This window comes from Streptomyces sp. NPDC054932 (assembly GCF_053610205.1).
The window spans coordinates 24,254-43,966 of record NZ_JBSGXU010000053.1; the positions used below are offsets into that span (position 1 = coordinate 24,254).

14 protein-coding genes are annotated in these 19,713 nt (G+C 69.9%); 9 read left to right on the forward strand and 5 right to left on the reverse strand.

Annotated features, from left to right (window positions below; translation table 11 throughout):
- The first annotated feature begins 468 nt into the window (after positions 1-468).
- A complete protein-coding gene (locus ACWGE1_RS17005; protein ID WP_453421295.1) occupies positions 469-1,665 on the forward strand; it encodes a M4 family metallopeptidase in 1,197 nt (398 codons plus the stop codon).
- Between the two features lie 34 nt (positions 1,666-1,699).
- Positions 1,700-1,999, forward strand: coding sequence for a protealysin inhibitor emfourin (locus ACWGE1_RS17010; RefSeq protein ID WP_453421296.1), 300 nt, complete (start codon positions 1,700-1,702; stop codon positions 1,997-1,999).
- A gap of 314 nt (positions 2,000-2,313) precedes the next feature.
- Here ACWGE1_RS17010 and ACWGE1_RS17015 read toward each other — a convergent pair whose 3' ends face one another.
- Complete coding sequence (locus ACWGE1_RS17015; RefSeq protein WP_453421297.1) at positions 2,314-2,475, reverse strand: hypothetical protein; 162 nt, start codon at positions 2,473-2,475, stop codon at positions 2,314-2,316.
- Positions 2,476-2,630: 155 nt separating this feature from the next.
- Here ACWGE1_RS17015 and ACWGE1_RS17020 point away from each other — a divergent pair, with 155 nt between their 5' ends.
- The 6 genes from ACWGE1_RS17020 to ACWGE1_RS17045 all read left to right on the forward strand — a co-directional run bounded on the left by ACWGE1_RS17020 (position 2,631) and on the right by ACWGE1_RS17045 (position 13,294).
- Complete coding sequence (locus ACWGE1_RS17020) at positions 2,631-3,437, forward strand: FHA domain-containing protein (RefSeq protein WP_453421298.1); 807 nt, start codon at positions 2,631-2,633, stop codon at positions 3,435-3,437.
- A gap of 1 nt (position 3,438) precedes the next feature.
- Positions 3,439-6,960, forward strand: coding sequence for a protein kinase domain-containing protein (locus tag ACWGE1_RS17025; protein ID WP_453421299.1), 3,522 nt, complete (start codon positions 3,439-3,441; stop codon positions 6,958-6,960).
- 230 nt (positions 6,961-7,190) lie between these two features.
- Entirely contained in the window at positions 7,191-9,329 is a 2,139-nt protein-coding gene (locus ACWGE1_RS17030) for a pentapeptide repeat-containing protein (protein ID WP_453421300.1), read from the forward strand.
- Positions 9,330-9,455: 126 nt separating this feature from the next.
- Positions 9,456-10,070 (forward strand): hypothetical protein, encoded by a 615-nt coding sequence (locus ACWGE1_RS17035; protein ID WP_453421301.1) that lies wholly within the window; start codon positions 9,456-9,458, stop codon positions 10,068-10,070.
- Between the two features lie 392 nt (positions 10,071-10,462).
- Positions 10,463-11,812 carry a cytochrome D1 domain-containing protein gene (locus tag ACWGE1_RS17040; protein ID WP_453421302.1) on the forward strand — a complete coding sequence of 450 codons (1,350 nt, stop codon included), beginning with the start codon at positions 10,463-10,465 and terminating at the stop codon, positions 11,810-11,812.
- Between the two features lie 159 nt (positions 11,813-11,971).
- Complete coding sequence (locus ACWGE1_RS17045) at positions 11,972-13,294, forward strand: hypothetical protein (protein ID WP_453421303.1); 1,323 nt, start codon at positions 11,972-11,974, stop codon at positions 13,292-13,294.
- Positions 13,295-13,503: 209 nt separating this feature from the next.
- On the opposite strand, the gene ACWGE1_RS17050 is transcribed toward ACWGE1_RS17045, so the two are convergent.
- Together ACWGE1_RS17050 and ACWGE1_RS17055 are read right to left on the reverse strand one after the other, a co-directional pair.
- A complete protein-coding gene (locus ACWGE1_RS17050; RefSeq protein WP_453421304.1) occupies positions 13,504-14,085 on the reverse strand; it encodes a dihydrofolate reductase family protein in 582 nt (193 codons plus the stop codon).
- 332 nt (positions 14,086-14,417) lie between these two features.
- The gene (locus ACWGE1_RS17055; protein WP_453421305.1) at positions 14,418-14,759 is read right to left on the reverse strand and encodes a HopJ type III effector protein; all 342 of its coding nucleotides are present in this window, start codon (positions 14,757-14,759) and stop codon (positions 14,418-14,420) included.
- Positions 14,760-15,065: 306 nt separating this feature from the next.
- Between ACWGE1_RS17055 and ligA the strand changes: the two genes are divergently transcribed.
- Positions 15,066-17,123, forward strand: coding sequence for an NAD-dependent DNA ligase LigA (ligA, locus tag ACWGE1_RS17060; RefSeq protein ID WP_453421309.1), 2,058 nt, complete (start codon positions 15,066-15,068; stop codon positions 17,121-17,123).
- Between the two features lie 127 nt (positions 17,124-17,250).
- Here the strand turns inward: ligA and ACWGE1_RS17065 are convergent, their stop codons facing one another.
- On the reverse strand, positions 17,251-17,952 hold the full coding sequence (locus ACWGE1_RS17065) for a GDSL-type esterase/lipase family protein (protein ID WP_453421306.1): 702 nt from the start codon (positions 17,950-17,952) through the stop codon (positions 17,251-17,253).
- A 62-nt stretch (positions 17,953-18,014) separates the two neighbouring features.
- Positions 18,015-19,577 carry an FG-GAP-like repeat-containing protein gene (locus tag ACWGE1_RS17070; protein ID WP_453421307.1) on the reverse strand — a complete coding sequence of 521 codons (1,563 nt, stop codon included), beginning with the start codon at positions 19,575-19,577 and terminating at the stop codon, positions 18,015-18,017.
- Positions 19,578-19,713 lie beyond the last annotated feature (136 nt).

Consider the following 19,713-nt stretch of genomic DNA (forward strand, 5'->3'; position numbering starts at 1 on the left):
GCAACGGATAGTCCTGTGAGCTGGCGAGTTCGATACGGACACACGCGCGCCCGCCGCTGAAGGCCGCGTGCGCTGGTGGAGGCCGACGAGCCGGAAGCGGTCCGTGCCGCGCTTCGGGGTGGGCAGCGGACCAGCTGGCGGAGGCATCGAGACCCTTCCTGCGCGCGCCGATTGCGTTTGCCAGCCGTTACAAGCGGCAGGAGACTGGTGGTACCAGCGTGGCCCTGCCGGGGGAATCGGGGCTGGCCGGCGCCCGACTCTTCCACTGCCGCCGCACCAGCTGCCCGCTGGTGTCCGCTGTGCCGCGCGACCACCCCGGTCCGTTCAGGGGGCCGCGGCAGGCTGCGCCCGGCCCATTCGAAGGTCAGGAAGCCGTCCGCGCGTGGGTGGGCTTCGAAGCCGTTGTCGGCACCTCGGTCCTTGGGCCAGGATGATCAACCGTCGGTCCTCTCACTCAGGAGGTATCCCATGAGTAGGACCCGCCCGATCAACTGCATCATCCCCCCGTACATTCTCGAAAAGCTCATGGAGAGCGACGACCGTGATGTCCGCCAGGCCGCCTTGGCCACTCTGCTGACCACGGCACGCCTGCGGTCCGAGCGATCGGTCCGAGCGGGTTTCGCCGCCGCGGCCGCCCCCGGCAACGGCCGGCGCACCGTATTCGACTGCGAGCAGACTGAATCCTTCACCAATGCCGTCCTGGCCAGGCCGGAAGACGGACCGGCGTCCCTGGACGAGTCCGTCAATCGGGCGTTCGACGCACTCGGCCTGACACGTGACTTCTTCAAGGAGGTGTTCCAGCGCAATTCGGTCGACGGCCGAGGGATGCGCCTGGACGGGTTCGTTCACTACGGCTCCATGTACGACAACGCCTTTTGGGACGGGCGGCGCATGGTGTTCGGCGACGGTGACGGAGACAGGGTCGGCGACCTCACCGGATCCCTCGATGTGATCGCCCACGAGTTGACACACGGAGTCACCGATTTCACCTCGGGATTCGAGTACCACAATCAGTCCGGAGCCCTGAACGAGTCGATGTCGGACGTCTTCGGGGCGCTGGTCAAGCAGTGGTCCCTGAAGCAGACGGCCGACGAGGCGGACTGGCTGATCGGGGCCGACGTGTGGACCCCGGCAATCGAGGGCGACGCCTTGCGTTCGATGAAGGCCCCGGGGACGGCGTTCGCAGGTGACCCCCAGCCCGACCGTATGAGCAAGTTCGTCCACAAGCCCGACACCGTCTTCGGTGACTGGGGTGGCGTGCACTACAACTCCGGTATTCCGAACAAGGCGTTCTACCTGGCTTCCGTGGGCATCGGCGGATTCGCGTGGGAGACTGCCGGGACCATCTGGTACGAATCGCTCAAGGCGTCCACCGCCGACGACCAGTTCCAGGACTTCGCCGACACCACCTTCCAGAAGGCCGGGCAATTGTTCGGCGTCGGCAGCCCCGAGCAGTCGGCCGTCATGGCGGGGTGGCAGGAGGCGGAGGTCCCACTGAGAAGTGTCCCGAGCGGCCTCGCCCGGGCACGGAGCTATGCGTTCAACGGGCACGGCGGCGTGGGCCGGGAGGACGGGCTGGCAGCCCTGACCAGGCAGATCGGTGCACTGAGCGACAAGGTGACGGGGCTGGCCAAGGAAGTGGCCAAGCTGAAGGGCTCCAGGTGACCGGAATTCCCCGCCGGCCGAGAGGCTGTGCGCAATGAAGGTGACTCTGGAGTCGTACGGCGGGCTGGCGGCGGCGGCAAACCTCCGCCGTCGGCCCAACGTGCTGAACACGGACGACCTGCCCGAAAGCGCTGCGGTCGAGCTGGCCCGGCTGGTGGCGGCGGCCGTAGCGATGCCTGAGGAGGAGGAGAACGGGCGCGCCAGGGACGCGATGAGCTACGTGATCACGGTGGAGGACGGCGGCCGCTCGACGGTTCTCACACAGTCGGACACCGCCAAGTCCCCCGCGTTCGCGGCCCTGCTCGCTTGGCTCCGAGGTCACTTCGCGCGGTAGCGGTGAAGCGGCACGGCTCATCTGCCGTTCTGCCGTCCCGTTCGAAGGTCCGGAGCAGTTCTGCCGCGACGCTTTCCGAGCTTGTCGTTCATCGTCCGGTTGGCGGGGGGCGCCTGGCGGCCGACATCTCCTGGAATCAGGCCACGGGCACGGCTCCGGTGGGCTTTGCGGCCGTCTGCCACAGAGGGACGCCGATGCGGTACATCCACAGGCCGGAGTCGAGCTGCCGGCGCTCGTGGAGCCGTACCCGCTCGATGGCCTGCCCGGCTCGACGGCCACGCCGGGCCGACCGCGTCCGGGACCGGTTTCCCTCGTCAGTGGTGGTCGATCCAGTAGGTCACCCAGGCCACGACCCCGGTCACCGACGACTTCACCGCCCATCGCACGATTTCATCGCTCGCGGTCTCCCACAGCCGTCGGGCTGCCGCATACCTGCCACCGTCGTTCTTCGGAACGTGCTTCTTCGCCTGATGCATGCCGAAATCGGAGCACCGGTCGCCCGGGACCGGTACCGAAGCGCTTCGGCGCGCACTGGTGAGAGACCTGTGACGGGTTTCCGAACCATGCTCGGGACCGGTCCCGAAACGGGCACCATACGGTGGCGGCCAGGAGGACGGTGCAGGTTCGGACCATGGGGGTGGATGTGCAGATCCGGGAATTCGTTCCACAAGTACTGCCGGCGACGATGCCGACGCTCTCGGGCTGCCTGCCCAAGGCTCCGCCGGGGACCATCTTCGTGAAGTCCACACAGAGCGGATTCGCCGTCCCGCCGCGGAAGTTCACTCTGCACTTCGGGCGCGCCACGGACGACGTCCATGTGCCCATCGGCGCTGACGATCCGTATGTGAGCCGACTGCACGGGGTCTTCACGTGCGACGGGCAGCACTGGTGGTTACGGAACGAGGGCCGACGCCCGATCCAACTGCCGGGCACCGAAGCCTTGCTCCGCGGCCATGAACGGGCGATGTCCCCCGGCTACTCGGCGCTGCTCATCGAGACCCGCAACCGCAGGTCCCACCTGCTGGAGGTGCACATCGTCGGGCACCCGGCCGCTGTCGACGACGGCGACTCGGAGGGAACCACGGCCACTGACGACGTATACGACCTGAGCAACGCCGAGCGCCTTGTGCTCATCGCGTTGGCGCAGCGGTATCTGCGCCAAGAGCGCTATCCCCAGCCCGTGTCGTGGAAGCAGGTGGCCGACGATCTGTCCCGTGCCGCCCCCCGGCGCACCTGGACGGCGAGGATCGCCGAGCACACGGTCGCCACGGTCCGCAAGCGCCTCGCGAGCGGCCGTGACCCCGTGGCCGGGCTGCTCCGGGAGGAAGGGGTCGGCGAGCCCGTGGGCAACACCCTCAACCACAACCTGATCCAGGCGTTGCTGAAGAGCGCGACCCTGCTGCCCCAAGACCTGTACGTACTCGGCGAGGAGACCTGACATGCAAGCGCCCGAGCGGTTTCCCGAGTGGCGGACAGGTGAGGTCATCGACGGCCGGTACCAGGTGGTGGGGCTGGCCGGGAAGGGCGGGATGGGGCTCGTCTACCAGGTCAGGCACCTTCAGTGGGGCATCGATCTGGCCGCGAAGCGCCCCCTCCGCGACGCGCCGCTGAGCCCGGACGAGCGACAGTTCGTCAGCGAGGCGGAGGCCTGGGTGAACCTGGGACTCCACCCGAACATCTGCGGCTGCCACTACGTCCGCAGGCTCGACGGCCTCCCGACCGTGTTCGCCGAGTACGTCCCGGACGGCACCCTCCACAGCTGGATCGCGAGCGGCCGGATCTTCCGGGACCTGACTCCCGCCGGGGCCGTGCGGCGAGCTTTGGACGTGGCGATCCAGTTCGCCTGGGGCATGGAGCACGCCCACCGCAACAGGCTGGTGCACCAGGACGTCAAACCGGCGAACGTCCTGATCGACACCGCGGGCGGCGACATCATCGTCAAGGTCACCGACTTCGGACTGGCGAGAGCCTGCACCGGTGCCACCGGTGCCACCGGACCGGCGGCCGCTTCCCTCGGCGCTGGAAGAGAGGCGGGGGACGCCGACAGCGTCCTGGTGGGCCGCGCTGGTCTGACGCGGGAGTACGCCTCTCCGGAACAGCTGGCCAACCGTGCGCTGAGTCGACGCACCGACATCTACAGTTACGCCGCGTCCGTGCTCCAGGTGTTCACCGGCCGGCGCACCTGGCCGAGGGGAGACGAGGCGGGCCGGGCACTGGCGGAGTACCTCGCCGCCGGGCCGGGCAGCAGGCCCGGACTCCCCGAGATGCCGTCCGGTCTCGCCGCGCTGCTCGGCCGCTGTCTCGAGAGGGATCCTGCCGACCGGCCGGGCACGATGGCCGAGGTGGCCGCCGAACTCGTGGAGATCCACCGGAGCGCGACCGGCCGGCCGTATCCACGGCCGAAGCCGGTGCCGGCCGACCTGCGCGCCGACGAGCTCAACAACCGTGCCCTCTCCCTGCTCGACCTCGACCGGCCCGCCGAGGCTGACGAGCTGTTCGCCCAGGCCCTGGAGGCGGACCCGCGGCATCCGCAGAGCACCTTCAATGCGGGAATGCGCCGCTGGCGGCGCGGCGAGATCAGCGACGAGAGCCTGCTCGCCGAACTCGAAGGGCTGGGGCCGGAGACTGAGCCCGACGGACGCCAACGCCATCTGCTCACGCTGGTGCACATGGAACGAGGCGACGTCGATGCGGCCTGCGCGTCGCTGGGCGAGCACGGTGATGGGCCGGCCGAACCGGAGGCCCGTGCCGCTCTGCTGGCGATCGCGGCGGGAGAGATCGTCAGGGCCGGGTGTGCCGCGACGCTTCCGATGCCCTGGCAGCGCTGGCCGGAGAAGGAGCGCCCCGGGCTGCCTGCCAGGCCGTCCGGAAGGCCGCTTAACCATAAGGAGGGGGCGCTCAGGGCCACGCCGGACGCGGGCGTCATCGTCGCGGGGCACAGCAGCGGTGGCGTGATCGTCTGGGCATCCGGCGACCAGGAGAAGGGACGCCTTTCGGCCCTGTCCGGGCACTCTGCGCCGGTGCACGACGTGGACGTCACCCCCGATGGCCGCTACGCGCTCACCGCCGCCTTCGACGGCGCCGTGCGGCTCTGGGACATCCCGCAGGAGCGCTGTGTCCAGGTTTTCGAGGGCACTCGGGTGCGCGGAGAGAAGATCAATCAAACCCCGGTGCGTATGTCCCATGACGGCAGAATCGGGGCCTGGACCGCCTCCGACGGGACGGTCCAGATCTGGGACCTGCACCGCGGCACACTCCTGTCGGCCGTCGGCGAGCCGGAGCAGAATTCGGTTTCTCTCGCGATGAGCCCCGACGGTCGCAGAGTGGTGTCCAGCAGCGCCATGTACGGCACGGCGTGGCTGTGGGACGTGGCCTCCGGCCGGCGCCTCAGGGAGCTCGTCGCCGGGCAGCCCTTCTCGATGAACGCCCTGTGCCTCAGCAGCGACGGACGCCTCATGGTCTCGGCGGGAATTATCGACACCACGATCCGCGTGTGGGATCTGGAGCGGGGCCGCTGTGTCCGGACCATGAGGGGACACACCGAAGGGGTGGACAATCTGGCGCTGCGGTCCGACAGCCGGTTCCTGCTCTCAGGGTCCAGAGACCGGACCGTGCGCTACTGGGACCTGCGCACCGGCCGTTGCGTCCGCACGTTCCGCGGTCATGACGGTGACGTGTGCGACGTCCGGTTCATCATGCTTCCCGATGTGCCCGGGGACGAAAGGTTCGGTCTCTCCCTGGGCAAGGACCACACCGTGCGCATCTGGGAGCTGCCCGGCACCTATCACGCCAGTGCGCAGATCAGTCGGCCCCGCCCGCAGACCGACCTGAACAGCACCGCGCAGCGGGTACGCACACAGGTCGCCCGGGCCGAGCGCGCGATCTCGGACGGCCGGTACTCCGACGCGCTCAAGGAGCTCACGCAAGCGCGGGCGGAGCGCGGCTACGAACGAGCGCCGGAGGTCCTCGCCGTCTGGCGCAAGCTGGGCCGGCACACCACCCGAGTCGGTCTGCGGAGCGTGTCCCAGATACGCACGCTCGGTACCGCGAAGCAGAACCATGCCGACGTGTCGGCCGACGGCCGTTTCGCCGTCACCGGTGACATGGAGGGGGTTCAGGTATGGGACGTCGCCACGGGCGCCCGCCTCGAAGGCCGGCGGCTCAGTGGCGGAAAGCTCCTGCAGAACCTGGCCATCAGAGGCACGCGGGTCCTGATGGTGCAGGCGGACGTCGAGAAGCTCATGGCGAACAACGGGGAGATGACCAGCTCCGAGCTCCATCTCTGGCAACGTGACACCGACGAGATCCAACGCATCGGTGGCGACTACGCGATCCGCTCCCTGCACTGGACGGCCGACGACGACCGGATCTTGCTGGGCGGCTACGACGGCAGTCTCCAGTTGTGGGACCTGGCCCCGGCCGAACCGCTCCGTCTGCACGCCATGCCCGGACATTCCGCTGAGGTCAGCGCCCTGAGCAGCACCCCCGACGGCCGTACGGCGGCGTCGGCAGCCTGGGACGGCACCGTCCGGTTGTGGGATCTACGGACCGGTCAGTGCGTGCGCACCTTGGGCGGGAACGGCCAACTGACGTCAGTCAGCCTGAGCTCCGACGGCCGTCTCGCCCTGTGCAGCAGCGGCCGTCAGAACGCGGCGCTCCGACTGTGGGACACGGCCAGTGGCCGGTGTGTGCGCACCTTCGACCCGATTCCCGGCTGGACGGTCGACGCCCACCTCACTCAGGACGGGCGCTTCGCGGTGTCCGCCGACCTGGCTGGCAACCTCCGGATCTGGCAGACCGACTCCGGCCGCTGCATCCGAGTGATCGAAGCCCATCCGGCAGGGGCCTCGTGCGCCGTTCTCCCCGCCCACGACCAGTTCGTGCTCACGACGGGCGGCCCGGCGGACACCGACGGTCCCAAACTCTGGGACCTCGACTGGGACCTGGCCGCCCTGCCCTAGCGCGAACCGTTCCCCGTGCGGAGCCCCCGGACGCCCGGTGGACGAGGTTGGATGGATCCGCCGGTGCGCGGAGTGGATCGATCACCTGGAGCGGGAGAGCTGCTTGGCCGCGCTCCGACGAGGACCCCTGCACGGCGTACGACCCCTTCCGAGGCGGCAGGACCTCACCTGGCCGCGACGTCCGGCTCTCTTCCCGTCCGTACGGGACACAACATCGGAGGCGCCACCACATGAGCACACCACCGGCGGCCATACCGGACGCGCCGCCCTGGCCGCACTGCGCACACGGCGCGGATCCCGCCACCGACCCCGTCGGCTGCACCGGCATCCACGTTCCCGGCCACAGTGCTTGCCTGGCCCACCTGACCGATACCGACCGCAACGCCTACCTGGCCAGCCTGGCGCCCGGCTCCGACATCGACCACCGCGGCACCCATTTCACCGCACCACTCCTCATTTCACTTCTTCACGCCCTGCGCGATCCCACCACTGCAGACCTGCACCTCGGCTCTGCCCGGTTCGACCGGGCGCAGTTCTCCGGGGACGCCCAGTTCGGCGAGGCACAGTTCTCAGGGAACGCCCAGTTCGGCGGGGCGCAGTTCTCCGGGAACGCCGGGTTCAGCCGGGTGCGGTTCTCGCGGAACGCCGGATTCGACCGGGTGCAGTTCTCCGGGAGCGCCTGGTTCGGCGAGGCGCAGTTCTCCGGCGATGCCTGGTTCGAGCAGGCGCAGTTCTCCGGGAACACCGGGTTCGACCGGGCGCGGTTCGCCGGCGACGCCCAGTTCGGCGAGGCGCAATTCTCGGGCGATACCTGGTTCAGCCGGGCGCAGTTCTCCGGGCACGCCGGGTTCAGCGGGACGCTGTTCTCCAGGAAGGCCTGGTTCGAGCAGGCGCAGTTCTCCGGAGACGCCTGGTTCGACCGGGCGCAGTTCTTCGGGGACGCCTGGTTCAGTGGTGCCCAGTTCTCCGAAGGCACCTGGTTCGAGCGGGCACAGTTCTCCGCGGACGCTCTGTTCCGCCGGGCGCAGTTCTCCAAGAAGGCATGGTTCGGCGAGGCTCGATTCTCCCGGGACGCCTGGTTCAGCCGGGCTCAGTTCTCCGGCGAAGCCCAGTTCGGCGAGGCACGATTCTCCGGCGATGCCGGGTTCCGGCGGACGCAGTTCTCCGGGGACGCCGGGTTCAGCGGGGCGCAGTTCTCTGGCGATGTCCGATTCGCCGAGGCCAGGTTCGCGGTGCTGTCGTGGTTCGGTCCGGTGGTGTGTGGGCGGGGGGTCGATCTGTCCCGTGCGGTGTTCGAGGTGCCGGTGACGCTGGAGATCGCGGCGCGTGAGGTGCTCTGTGTGCGGACCCGGTGGGAATCGACAGCGACGGTGCGCCTGCGCTACGCCACAGTGGTCCTCAGCCAGGCGGTGCTGTCCTTCCCTGTAGCGGTCACCGCCCACCCCACCCGCTTCACCACCGGCGACGGGCCGGTGGACGAGAGCCTGCTGGCCGGCCCCGCCGGAGTGCGGGTGGCTTCGGTGCAGCATGTGGACGCCGCGCATCTGGTACTGACCGACGCCGACCTGGCCGACTGTCTGTTCACCGGGGCCTTCCACCTCGACCAGCTCCGCCTGGAAGGCCGCTGCGCTTTCGCTCCAGCCCCCACCGGCTTGCACCGACGCGGAATTTGGCCGGTGCGGTGGACCCGCAGACGAACCCTCGCCGAGGAACACCACTGGCGGGCCCAGAGTGCCGGCCAGCCCGCTCCGGCCCCGGGCCGGCCACCCTCGCCCCGCGCCTGGCGCACCGGACCGCACCATCCCGACGCTGACCTCACCCCCGACCCGGAGGACGTGGTCGCCACCTACAGGCAGCTTCGCAAGGCGTTCGAAGACGGCAAGAACGAACCAGGAGCGGCCGACTTCTACTACGGCGAGATGGAGATGCGCCGCCACGACCGCACCGGCACCCCGTCCGGTGAACGCGGCCTGCTGCACGGTTACTGGTTGCTCTCCGGCTACGGCCTGCGCGCCTCCCGCGCTCTGGGGTGGCTCGCTGCCGCGATGCTGGTGACGATCATTCTGTTGATGGGCTTCGGGATCCCCCAGGATTCGCCGAAGCAGAAGGCCACCGGCACCGTGCCGCCCGGCGGGGGCAAGGTCACCTTTGTGATCGACAAGGCGGATCCGCAGAACCCCACGGGGAACAGGTTCACCAGCAAGCGGTTCGACAAGGCCCTGAGTGTGACGCTCAACTCGGTGGTGTTCCGCTCCAGCGGACAGGACCTGACTGCCGTCGGCACCTACATCGAAATGACGTCCCGCCTCCTCGAACCCACCCTCCTCGCCCTGGCCGCCCTCGCCGTACGCGGACGCATCAAACGCTGACCACCCCCGCCGGGAAAGCCGCGGCCCGAGCTCGGCGGTACCCGGCGCCTGGCACCCGGCAGCCTGCTGGTCGGCGATTGGCATGATGGGCGACGGCAAGTGCTCAGATTCTCTGGAGGAGCGACTGTGGCGTTCGAGGCCGAAGCCGAATTCGGAGTCGCCGAACGGGACGAGTGGTCCTATGCGCCGGCTGTCGGCGTCGGACCGCTTCGGTTCGGTATGACCGTCGACGAAGTGGTCGAGGCAGCTGAGATACTCGGTCAGACGAAGGTCGGCGATTGTGCACGGGACCACGCGATCTTCTCGACAACTTGGAAGGTCGAAGTCCACCGTCGCGGGGTCGCTCCTTCTCCGCCTGCCGTCACGGCCTATGTGAGCCAGGCTGTGGGCCTGTTCTGCATTGCTGCCGACGCCGTGCAGGGTCCCCAGATCGCATACGACGGTCTCCCGCTGGTCGGGCGGGGCATGGATGAGCTGGAGAGCAACGCAATCGCCTATGCCGAGGCGATGGACGTGCAGTTTCGCATAACGCCGGAGGGCTACGCGGCACCGGATGATCCGGGAATTGTCATGCGCGCGCAACAGGTCGGGGAGGTCCTCCGATCGCGTCCGCTGTTCATGGTGCCGCGAGACGGCGCGAATACTGAATGGGACTCGTTGCCCTCCGAGGAGTACCACTTCAACGGCCGCCCTCCGAGGAGTACCACGCCAACGGACAGTCCATGGCGCGACATGGCGTGACCCAGACTGTGGGAGGGGGAGTTACGCTCGAACAGCACTGCCCCGCCGGTCCAGGACGGGTTCGGGCGCCCGCTCATGCACGAAGTCGAGTTCCTTGAGCACATCCGTCGCTGCGGTTCGTGGAGACGGGCGCAACTCGCGGCCTGTAGCGATCACTGGCAGGTCGGTGCAGGCGAGCGCCCCGGCGCGGGGTCGGGCGGTCGCGTGTCCCCGCCATATCGAATATTGCGAACTGTCATAATCCGTCCCGTTCTGGCAGCCCGGTCGGGAGGATTGCTGTGACTATCTGTCAAACCGTGACGGGGGTGGGCGCGCAGGAGGCCTTCCCGTCGTCGGAGCCGCCCGGTCTTCGAGTGCGTCGCTCGTGGTGGGGTGGGTTGCTGCGGGCGCTCGTGGCAGGTTTCGTCCTGGTGGCCGGCCTGGCCCTGCCCGTGGTGGCCACGCAGCCCGCCCAGGCCGTGCCGCCCGGCACCTACGCCTACGTCGCCAACTTCAACGATGACACGGTGTCGGTGATCAACACAGCGACGAACACGGTGGTGGTCACGGTTCCCGTCGGCGATGCGCCGTGGGGAGTGGCGGTGTCGCCGAACGGCACCCGCGCCTACGTCACCAACCGCGCCGATGGCACGGTGTCCGTGATCAACACTGCGACCGACACGGTCGTCGCGACCGTCCCCGTCGGCCTTGAGCCCCTGGGGGCGGCGGTGTCGCCGGACGGCACCCGTGCCTACGTCACCAACTTCAGCGGCAACACGGTGTCCGTGATCAACGCGAACACCAACACGGTCGTCACCACCGTCCCCGTCGGCGATGCCCCCATCGGGGTGGCGGTGTCGCCGAACGGCACCCGTGCCTACGTCACCAATTCCGACGACGACACGGTGTCCGTGATCAACACGGCGACGAACACGGTCGTTGCCACCATCCTCGTCAGCGATGTGCCCCAGGGGGTGGCGGTGTCGCGGGACGGCACCCGCGCCTACGTCATCAATGCCGACAGCGACACGGTGTCCGTGGTGAACACGGTGACGAACACGGTCGTCATCAACATCCCCGTCGGCGATGCGCCTCGAGAGGTGGCGGTGTCGCCGGACGGCACCCGCGCCTACGTCACCAACGCCAATGACGACACGGTGTCCGTGATCAACACCGTCACCAACACCGTCGTGACCACCGTCCCCGTCGACGACCTCCCGTTCGGGGTGGCGATCGGGGCCGTGCCCCGGTCGGCGCCGGCACTGACGCTGATCAAGCTCACCGCCGGCGGGACGTTCACCCGGGGCGGGCAGGGCACCTACACCCTCACCGTCACCAACACCGGCGACCTGCCCACCGACGGCAGGACCGTCACCCTCACCGACACCCTCCCCGCCGGCCTGACCCCGGTCAGCTTCTCCGGCACCGGATGGACCTGCACCCTCACCCCGCTGTCCTGCACCCGCAGCGACATCCTCGCCCCCGGCGCCGCCTACCCGCCCCTCACCCTCACCGTCCGGATCGCCCCCGACGCGCCGAAGCAGGTCACCAACACCGCCACCGTCACCGGCGGCGGCACCACCGGCACCAGCATCGCCACCGCAACCACCACCGTCGACAGGAAGCAGCAGCCCAAGCCCCCGCACCACGACCGCCCGGGCCACGGCAAGCCGGGTCACGGCAAGCCCGGTCACAGCAAGCCGGGTCACGGAAAGCCAGGCCACGACCGGCCCAACCACGGCCACCGCCCCGGCCCCCGGTAACCGCACACCGGCATGACGAACGCCCCGGCGCCGGGGTCGGACAACGACCCAGGCATCCGGGGCTGCGGTCGTCCGGGGGACGGGTACGGGCCAGTTCCGGGCACCCTCCCCAGGGCCCGCTCGCCCGATTGTCAGTGGCAGGGGAGAGGATAGGCCGGTATGACACTGCTGCCGATCACCACGCCCGCGTCCCTGCTGGACGTCCACCATCTCGACCCCGAAGCCGGCGGATGGGGATTGAGGGTCGATCACGCCGTGGCGACAGCGGCCGGCGACACTTACGTGCTGACCGGCCTGCGCCGCTACCGCGGGCATCCGGCCGGCTCGGCCGACCCCGCCGAGCAGGATTTCGGCTACCAGCTGATCACCCGCCACGGCCCCGACGGAAAGCCCACCGCCACCGCCGTGTTCGGACAGGCGGTGCCGGGCGGCGGCCCGTCGGCCATACCGGAGCGTGACGGGACGACCCTGGCCGTCCTCCCGGACGGCGCGGTCGCCGTCAGCTCCGAGCCCGGCAGCACCCACCTCCTGTCCCCGGACCTGGACGAGGTCCTCGCCTCCTGGCCGATGTCCTGGGGCTGGGAGAAGCAGCAGGGCGCCGGGGACGACGACCCGTTCGCCGCCTCGATCGCCGTCACCCCCGCAGGTCGGCTGCTGTGCATGACCTCCGAGTACGGGCTCAGCAACTGGGCCGGCGCCCACCTCAACATCGTCGCCGTCTCCGAACCCGTCACAGCCCTCGGCCCGGGCCGCAAGCCCCTGCTGCGCGCCATCGCGACCCTGGACGCCCGCACCGACTGCCAGAGCGACGCCGACTCGTACGCGCACGTACGGTACGGCGACGAGCCGGTGTGGCGCGGCAACCGGCCATCGCCTTCGTTGACCGAGGCCCTGTCGGAGCTCACCGGGACCAGCGGCAGCCTCTACGGCTACCTCGACTCCACGATGACCCGCCCGGCAGCACTCGGCGACGACCTGTTCGTCGTCCCGGTCTTCGGGAAGACCTACCGTTCGACCAACCGGGGGCAGGAGTTCAGCTTCGCCCTCGTCGACGACCGCGGGGTGTTGCACGGCCGGCTGGGAGGCTTGCACCTGCGTGAGGACAGCCCTTTCACCGGCTTCGACTTCACCGTCGTCGCCGACCCGTACCGCGCCCGCGCCTTCCATCTCAACCGCTACGGCCTGTACGCGTGGAGCGCCGACGGGGTGCTGCGCGCCCGGATGTCCACTACGGAGAAGCCCTTCAAGCCCCTCGTCCACTTCGCCCTGCTGGAGTGCACACCCGCAGGGGAGCTGCTCCTCGCACACCGCAAGCAGCACCTGCTGTTGCGGGTGCCAGTGCCGCAGGACCTGGACGACCTGCCGGTGGCGGTGGAGGCCGCGCTGAAGGGCTACGGGCGCGAGCGCACCGCGCTGAAGAAGCAGTACTCGCCCGTGAACTGGCTCTGGTCGGACAGCGCGGCCACCGTGAACCATCTCTGACGATCCATCATTCGATTGCGTGCCGGGGTGCGGTGTGGCCGATGGCGCGGCCCGTGGAAGCCAGGTCCGTCCAACGAACGCTTCGCTCCCAGGGCCAGCAACAGATCCAGCGCTGCGACTGCAACCGTCACTCGGCGTGCGGGCGCCGGTCGATCAGGCAAGGGCGTTGCCGAGCAGCCGGCGCGGGGGCTCCGGCAACCAGTGATCGTTCAACGGCGCACTCGATAGCGCAGGTGAAGAACCCGGTCGCCCTGAATCACCACGTCAGGATCCTCCAACAGGTGCTGCGCGCGGACCGACCCGAAGTAGCGCTTGCCGGACCCGAACAGGACGGGTACGACGTCCATGCGCACCTCGTCGATCAGGCCCGCGGCAAGCACCTGGCCACCGACATCGCCGGCGGCGACCTCGACCAGGCGGTCACCCGCAAGCTCCTGTGCCTTGGCCACGGCTGCCTCGACGCCGTCGACGAAGTGAAACGGCGCCTCGGGGTCCCAGCCCTCGGGCATCGGCCGGTGCGACACGACGACCACGTGGTCGATCCCGCCCGGAGGCTTCCCGTCCCAGCCGTCCGTCAGGTCGAAGACGTGACGGCCGACGATCGTGACTCCGATCTGGTCCCAGTACGGCCGGGTGTAGTCGTAGGACGTCTGCGACACTCTCAGCTCGCCGCCCTCGTCCAACGGGACGTCACCGCTGGACAACCAGTCGAACAGCGGTCCGGGCTGGTCATTCTCGTCCGCGACGAAGCCGTCCACCGACACCGAGCCGTACATGACCACCTTGCCCACGGGGCTCTCCTCTGCGCTGGGGTGCCCCAAAATTAGCGTGTCGTGAGCTGACCGCACCTGACCAGAAGGGGCGCACCCAGACCTCCACGCCCTGGGTCTCACCTTCCAGCGTCGCACCGGCCCGAGCCAGGTGAGTGCCGTGCGGGCCCATCCGGAGGACCACTGCAGCGGTCCAGGACCTCGCCCTCCGCGCACCGTCCGCGCAAACCGTCTGACCCGTACTGACCCACGTAAAGCAGGGGCCCGGAACCACTTGCACTGGCTCCGGGCCCCGCCCGTGACCGTAGCCGGAACACGCTCGGCCGCTATGGTGTTCGCCCGGGTTTCGCTGTTCAGCTCTTGCGGGCCAGCGGTTGCCCGGCGAAGCTCACCCCTGCCAGGCCATGGGCCATGAGGTTGCGAATGTTGCCGTGATCAGTGTCGTTCGGCGTCGCCAGCACGCTGCGGTAGTGCTCACCGAATGCCAGCAGCGCCTCCTGGTCGCTCAGCCCTTCCAACAGCGCCAGTCCCAGCGTCTTGCAGGAACCCTCGTTCTCACCTGCGGCATTTTCGGCTTCCCCATTGCGGAACGCCTGCGGCTGGTATTCGTAATGCGCGGTGATGAAGGCCAGGGTGTCGGCGAACTCGTGCTCACCTGACGCAAGGCTTGCCCGCAGCGAGTTCAGATCAGTCATGTCGGTTCCCTTGGGTTGGCAGACGAGCCGATTGCCGTCCGTGACCGGGGGACAATAGCCCCTTCAGGCCATCCGGCAGGAATCGGGCCACATGTCGGAACGAGCCGCATCTCCGCAGGTCACGAGGTGCGTCTGTGTGTCTGTGAGACCCGTCGAGACCCGCTTTCGGTCCGGGCGATCGACTTCGAGGGCGGTGCTGATCAGCACGCCGTTGCCGTTCCCGCCCGGTGCCCCGCACGGCTGGAACGGTTGCGTGCCGCGGCAAGCCGGGGTCGGGCGGCGACGTTGTCAGTGCTGGGCACGATGATGACCTTCATGACCGAAAACAGTGCCCTGCTCTCTCCTGCCGCCTACGTGGAGGCCGTGACCACCGCCTTGGCGGCGTCGGCCGCGTACTACGGCGACGGGACCACACCGCTCGGTGACGACGAGTACGACGGGCTGCTGCGCGCCATCGCGGCCTACGAGGAGGCCCACCCGGACGAGGCGCTTGCCGAGTCGCCGACCGGGAAGGTGGCGGGCGGGGCTGTTCAGGGCGATGTGCCGCACTCGGTGCCGATGCTCTCCCTCGACAACGTCTTCGACGCCGACGAGCTCGCCGAGTGGGCCGCAGGGCTGGAACGGCGTCTCGGGCACCCTGTGGCCGGGTGGTGTGTGGAGCCGAAGCTCGACGGCCTCGCAGTGGCCGCCCGGTACCGGGGCGGTCGGCTCGTCCAGGTCCTCACCCGCGGCGACGGCCTGGCCGGCGAGGACATCACCCACGCCGCCGACGCCGTCCTCGGTCTGCCGCCGGTACTCACCGAGCCGATCGACGTCGAGTTGCGCGGCGAGGTGCTGCTGACGACCGCGCAGTTCGAGGAAGCCAACCGGATCCGGCTCGCCCACGCGGCCACGCCCTTCGCGCACCCGCGCAGCGGAGCGGCCGGCACGCTGCGGGCCAAGGACCGCCCCTACCGGATCGAGTTGACCTTCTTCGCCTACAGCGCGATCGGCCTGGACGACCTCGGCCACGTCGCTCTGCTGGAGAACCTGGCCGCGCTCGGCGCGAACACGGCCGCCGGCACGGCCGCCGCCCCGATGCGATACGAGACCTTGGAGCAGGTGCAGGAACGCATCGACGTGATCGCCGGGCTGCGCGGCGACCTGCCGTTCGGGATCGACGGTGTCGTCGTCAAGGCCGACTCGGCCGAGGACCAGCGGCAGGCCGGCAGCGGCTCGCGCGCCCCGAGGTGGGCGGTGGCCCGGAAACTGGCGGCCGAACACAAGGTGACGCGCCTGCTGGCGGTGGAGTGGAACGTCGGCCGGACCGGGATCATCGCCCCGCGCGCTGTCCTGGAGCCTGTGGTCATCGACGGGGTGACGGTCACCTACGCCACGCTTCACAATCCGTCCGACATCACCCGGCGCGGGCTCATGATCGGCGACCAGGTGTTCGTGTACCGGGCCGGCGACGTGATCCCCCGGGTCGAGGCACCGCTGGTCGACCAGCGCACCGGCGCCGAGAGCCCGATCGTCTTCCCCGAGGCGTGCCCCCGCTGTGGGGACGGGATCGACACCTCCGAGCAGCGGTGGCGGTGCGTGCGCGGCCGCAGCTGTCAGGCCGTGGCCTCGGTGATCTATGCGGCCGGCCGGGACCAGCTCGACATCGAAGGTCTGGGCGGCACCCGCGCGATTCAGCTGGTGGAGGCCGGTCTGGTCAAGGACGTCGCCGACCTGTTCACGCTGACCCGCGAGCAGCTCCTCGATCTGGACCGGATGGGTGAGACCAGCGCCGCCAACCTCCTGGCCGCGATCGAGACCGCCCGCGGGGCCGCACTGAGCCGCGTGTTCTGCGCCCTCGGTGTCCGCGGCACCGGGCGCACGATGTCCCGCCGGATCGCAGCGCACTTCGGCTCGATGGCCGCGATCCGGGCCGCCGACGCGGACACGCTGGCCGGGGTCGACGGCATCGGCACCGAGAAGGCCCGCGTCATTGCGGCCGAACTCCTCGAACTCGCCCCGCTTCTCGACAAACTCCAGGCCCAGCAGGTCGGCACGCAGGTCACCGAGCCGCAGAAGCCCGCGACCGACGCGAACGACGCGAACGACGGCGAGGACTCGGCGGACGGCCCGCTGGCCGGAGAGGCCGTCGTGGTAACCGGCTCCATGACCGGCCCCCTTGCGGTGTTGTCCCGGAACGAGATGAACGAGCTGATCGAGCGGGCCGGCGGCAAGGCATCGTCGTCGGTGTCCAAGCGCACCACCCTCGTGGTGGCGGGCGAGAAGGCCGGCTCCAAGCGCACCAAGGCCGAGGAACTGGGCATCCGCATCCTCGACCCCGAGGAATTCGCCGTCCTGGTCGCCGATTTCCTCCCCACCCCCTAGCCATCGCCGTCGGCCAGCCGCCCGGCGCGGCCCTGTCCCTTCCGATCCCGGATCCGCTCAAGCCCGCGCAGGCCGCCCGGGTCCTGCGCAACGCAGCGATCGCCGAGTCTGGTACTCGCTCTGCTGCTCAGGCCGACCCAGCCGGCAGCAGACCGAGCTCGGCTCTGCTGATCTTGCGTGAAGAGAGCTGGAGCGGGACGTCACCCGTCTGCTCGCCAGACACGAGCAGGCTTCTGGAACCGTCGGACGGTGAGCTGGAGTTCCGGCCGACGATCGCGCACTGCACTCGCTCCGCCGCCTGGTCGACCTGCTCGCCACAGAGGCGGAGCGCCCCCGGGAGGAGGGCTGCCTCCAGGCGCCGCCCAAAGCTGGAGGTCGGGATGAGGCCCATCACCACGACGGTGACCCCCGGGCGCGCGGCGAGGATCTCGTCGGCCACCGCCGCCAGCCGGGCCGGCGCGTTGGCCTTGTCGGTGCCGCGGTCGTGGTCGTTGACGCCGTGGTGGAGGAGCACGACGTCCGGCTCGGCGCGGCGTACCCATTCGGGGGCCTTGCCGCGGAAGCCGTTGATCATGGTGGCGCCGTGGGCCTCGTTGTCCGAGTCCGGTGCCGAGCACGACTGCCGGGATCCGACGAAGTCGACACGTAAGCGCGAGTGCGTCTGGGACTTCTGCCACAGCGGCAGCCGGTACCCGGCGTAGGAGGAGGTGAGGTACCCGTCGGTGATGGAGTCGCCCAGGGGCATGACGCGCAGCACCGGCGGTGCGGGCGTCGTGGCGGCTGCCGCGGGAGCCGCTGCTGCCGCGAGGGTGGTCAGCTTGTGCAGCATGCGTGGTTGTCCCTTCTGGTGGTGTGGGCCTGCTCCCAGCAGGGCTGGATGCGGGTGGGTGCTCATGAGGTGTGGGGGATCACCCCGAGGTAATTCCAGCCGGCCGGGGCGGGGTCGCCGCCGTTGAAGGCGTACAGGGCGGTGCCGCCGTCGTCCTTCTGGAAGAGGTAGTCGGCGTGCGTGTCGGCGGTGACGTCGGCGAGCTGCACCCGGGTGTGGTCGGTGGTCACACCGGTGGCGGTCTGGCCGGCGTAGCGCCAGCCGCCGTGGCCGTCGCCGCCGCGGTTGACATAAGTCGTCACACTGCCACTGGAGTTGACGGTCCAGTAGTCGGCCCGGCCGTCGCCGTCGAAGTCCGCCAGGCGCACCCGGGTACGGTCGGTGGTGGTGCCCGTCGCGACCTGCCCGATGCCGACCCAGCCACCCGCACCGGCCGGGTCGCCGCCGCGGTTGAGGTGGACGTTCACGGCCCCGCTGTCGGCGATGGTCGCGTAGTCGGTGCGGCCGTCGCCGTCGAAGTCGGCGAAGCGGACCTGCTCGTGGGCCCGGGTGGTGCCCCAGGCGACCTTGCCGAGGTGCTGCCAGCCGGCGGGGCCGCTGATGTCGCCGCCGCGGTTGAGGTAGGCGGTGACACCGCCGTCCGGGGCGATGTAGAGGTAGTCGGCGCGCCCGTCCCCGTCGAAGTCCGCCAACCGGACCCGGGTGCGGTCGGTGGTGACACCGGTGGCGATGCGGCCGGTCTCCTGCCAGCTGCCGACGCCCGCGCCGCCGCGGTTGAGGCGGGCCCGGACCTCTCCGGAGTCGGCGATGGTGAGCTGGTCCGTACGTCCGTCGCCGTCGAAGTCGGCCCAGCGGACGCGTCCCGTCCCGCCCGACTCGGTGCCGGCCCGCGGGGCGTCGGCGGGCCTCACCCAGCCGTCGGCCACGGCGGCCTTGAGCCCCTCGTGGAAGGCGGCGGCCATCTTGCGATAGCCGGCGTCGCTGGGGTGGAGCCCGTCGGGCAGCTCGGCGGGCAGGGACAGGCGCGGGGGTTCGACGTAGCGCAGATGCCGGCCGGCCTCGGCGCGGGTGGCCACGGCGGTGCGCAGGTCGGTGTTGAAGGTGCCCGTGCGTGCGAACTGGCCGTCGGTGTCGGGGAGGAGCCCCTGGACGATGACGGTGGTGCCGGGCCGGTTCGCCTGTATGCGGTCGATGAGCGAGGCCAGGTCGGCCGCGGCGGTCGAGGGGTCCGCGTGGTAGTGCTTGAGGTCGTTGATGCCGAGGTGGAGGAGGACGACGTCGGGTGCGGCGGCGGCCTGCCAGCGGTCGATGTTGTCGCGTATGCCCCCCACGGTCCAGCCGCTGTGGCCCTCGTTGTCCGGGTCCGCGGTGTTGCCGAAGGAGCCGGACCCGACGAAGTCGGGGGTGTAGCCGCTCTGTTCGGTGATGCGGTCCCAGAGGGGGGCGCGGTAGCCCGCGCGGCCTTCGCTGCCCTCGCCGGCGGTGATGGAGTCGCCGAGCGGCATGATCCGTACCAGTGGAGGAGCAGGCTGAGGCGCCGCAACGGCGAGGGGTGTATCCGCCAGTCCGAAGGCGGCGGTGGCTCCGGTGAGCAGGGCGGTGGTCAGGGCGGTGCTGCGCTTCATCACTGAGGCGGTCTCTCGGTCTCATCTGCCGCCGGGGCCCCGACGGGAGGCCCGGTCGGCCGGAAGGAAGAAGGGGGACGGCCGTCCCCCGCCCTGCTGCAGGGCAGGGCGGCGGACGGCCGGTGGATCAGCCGAG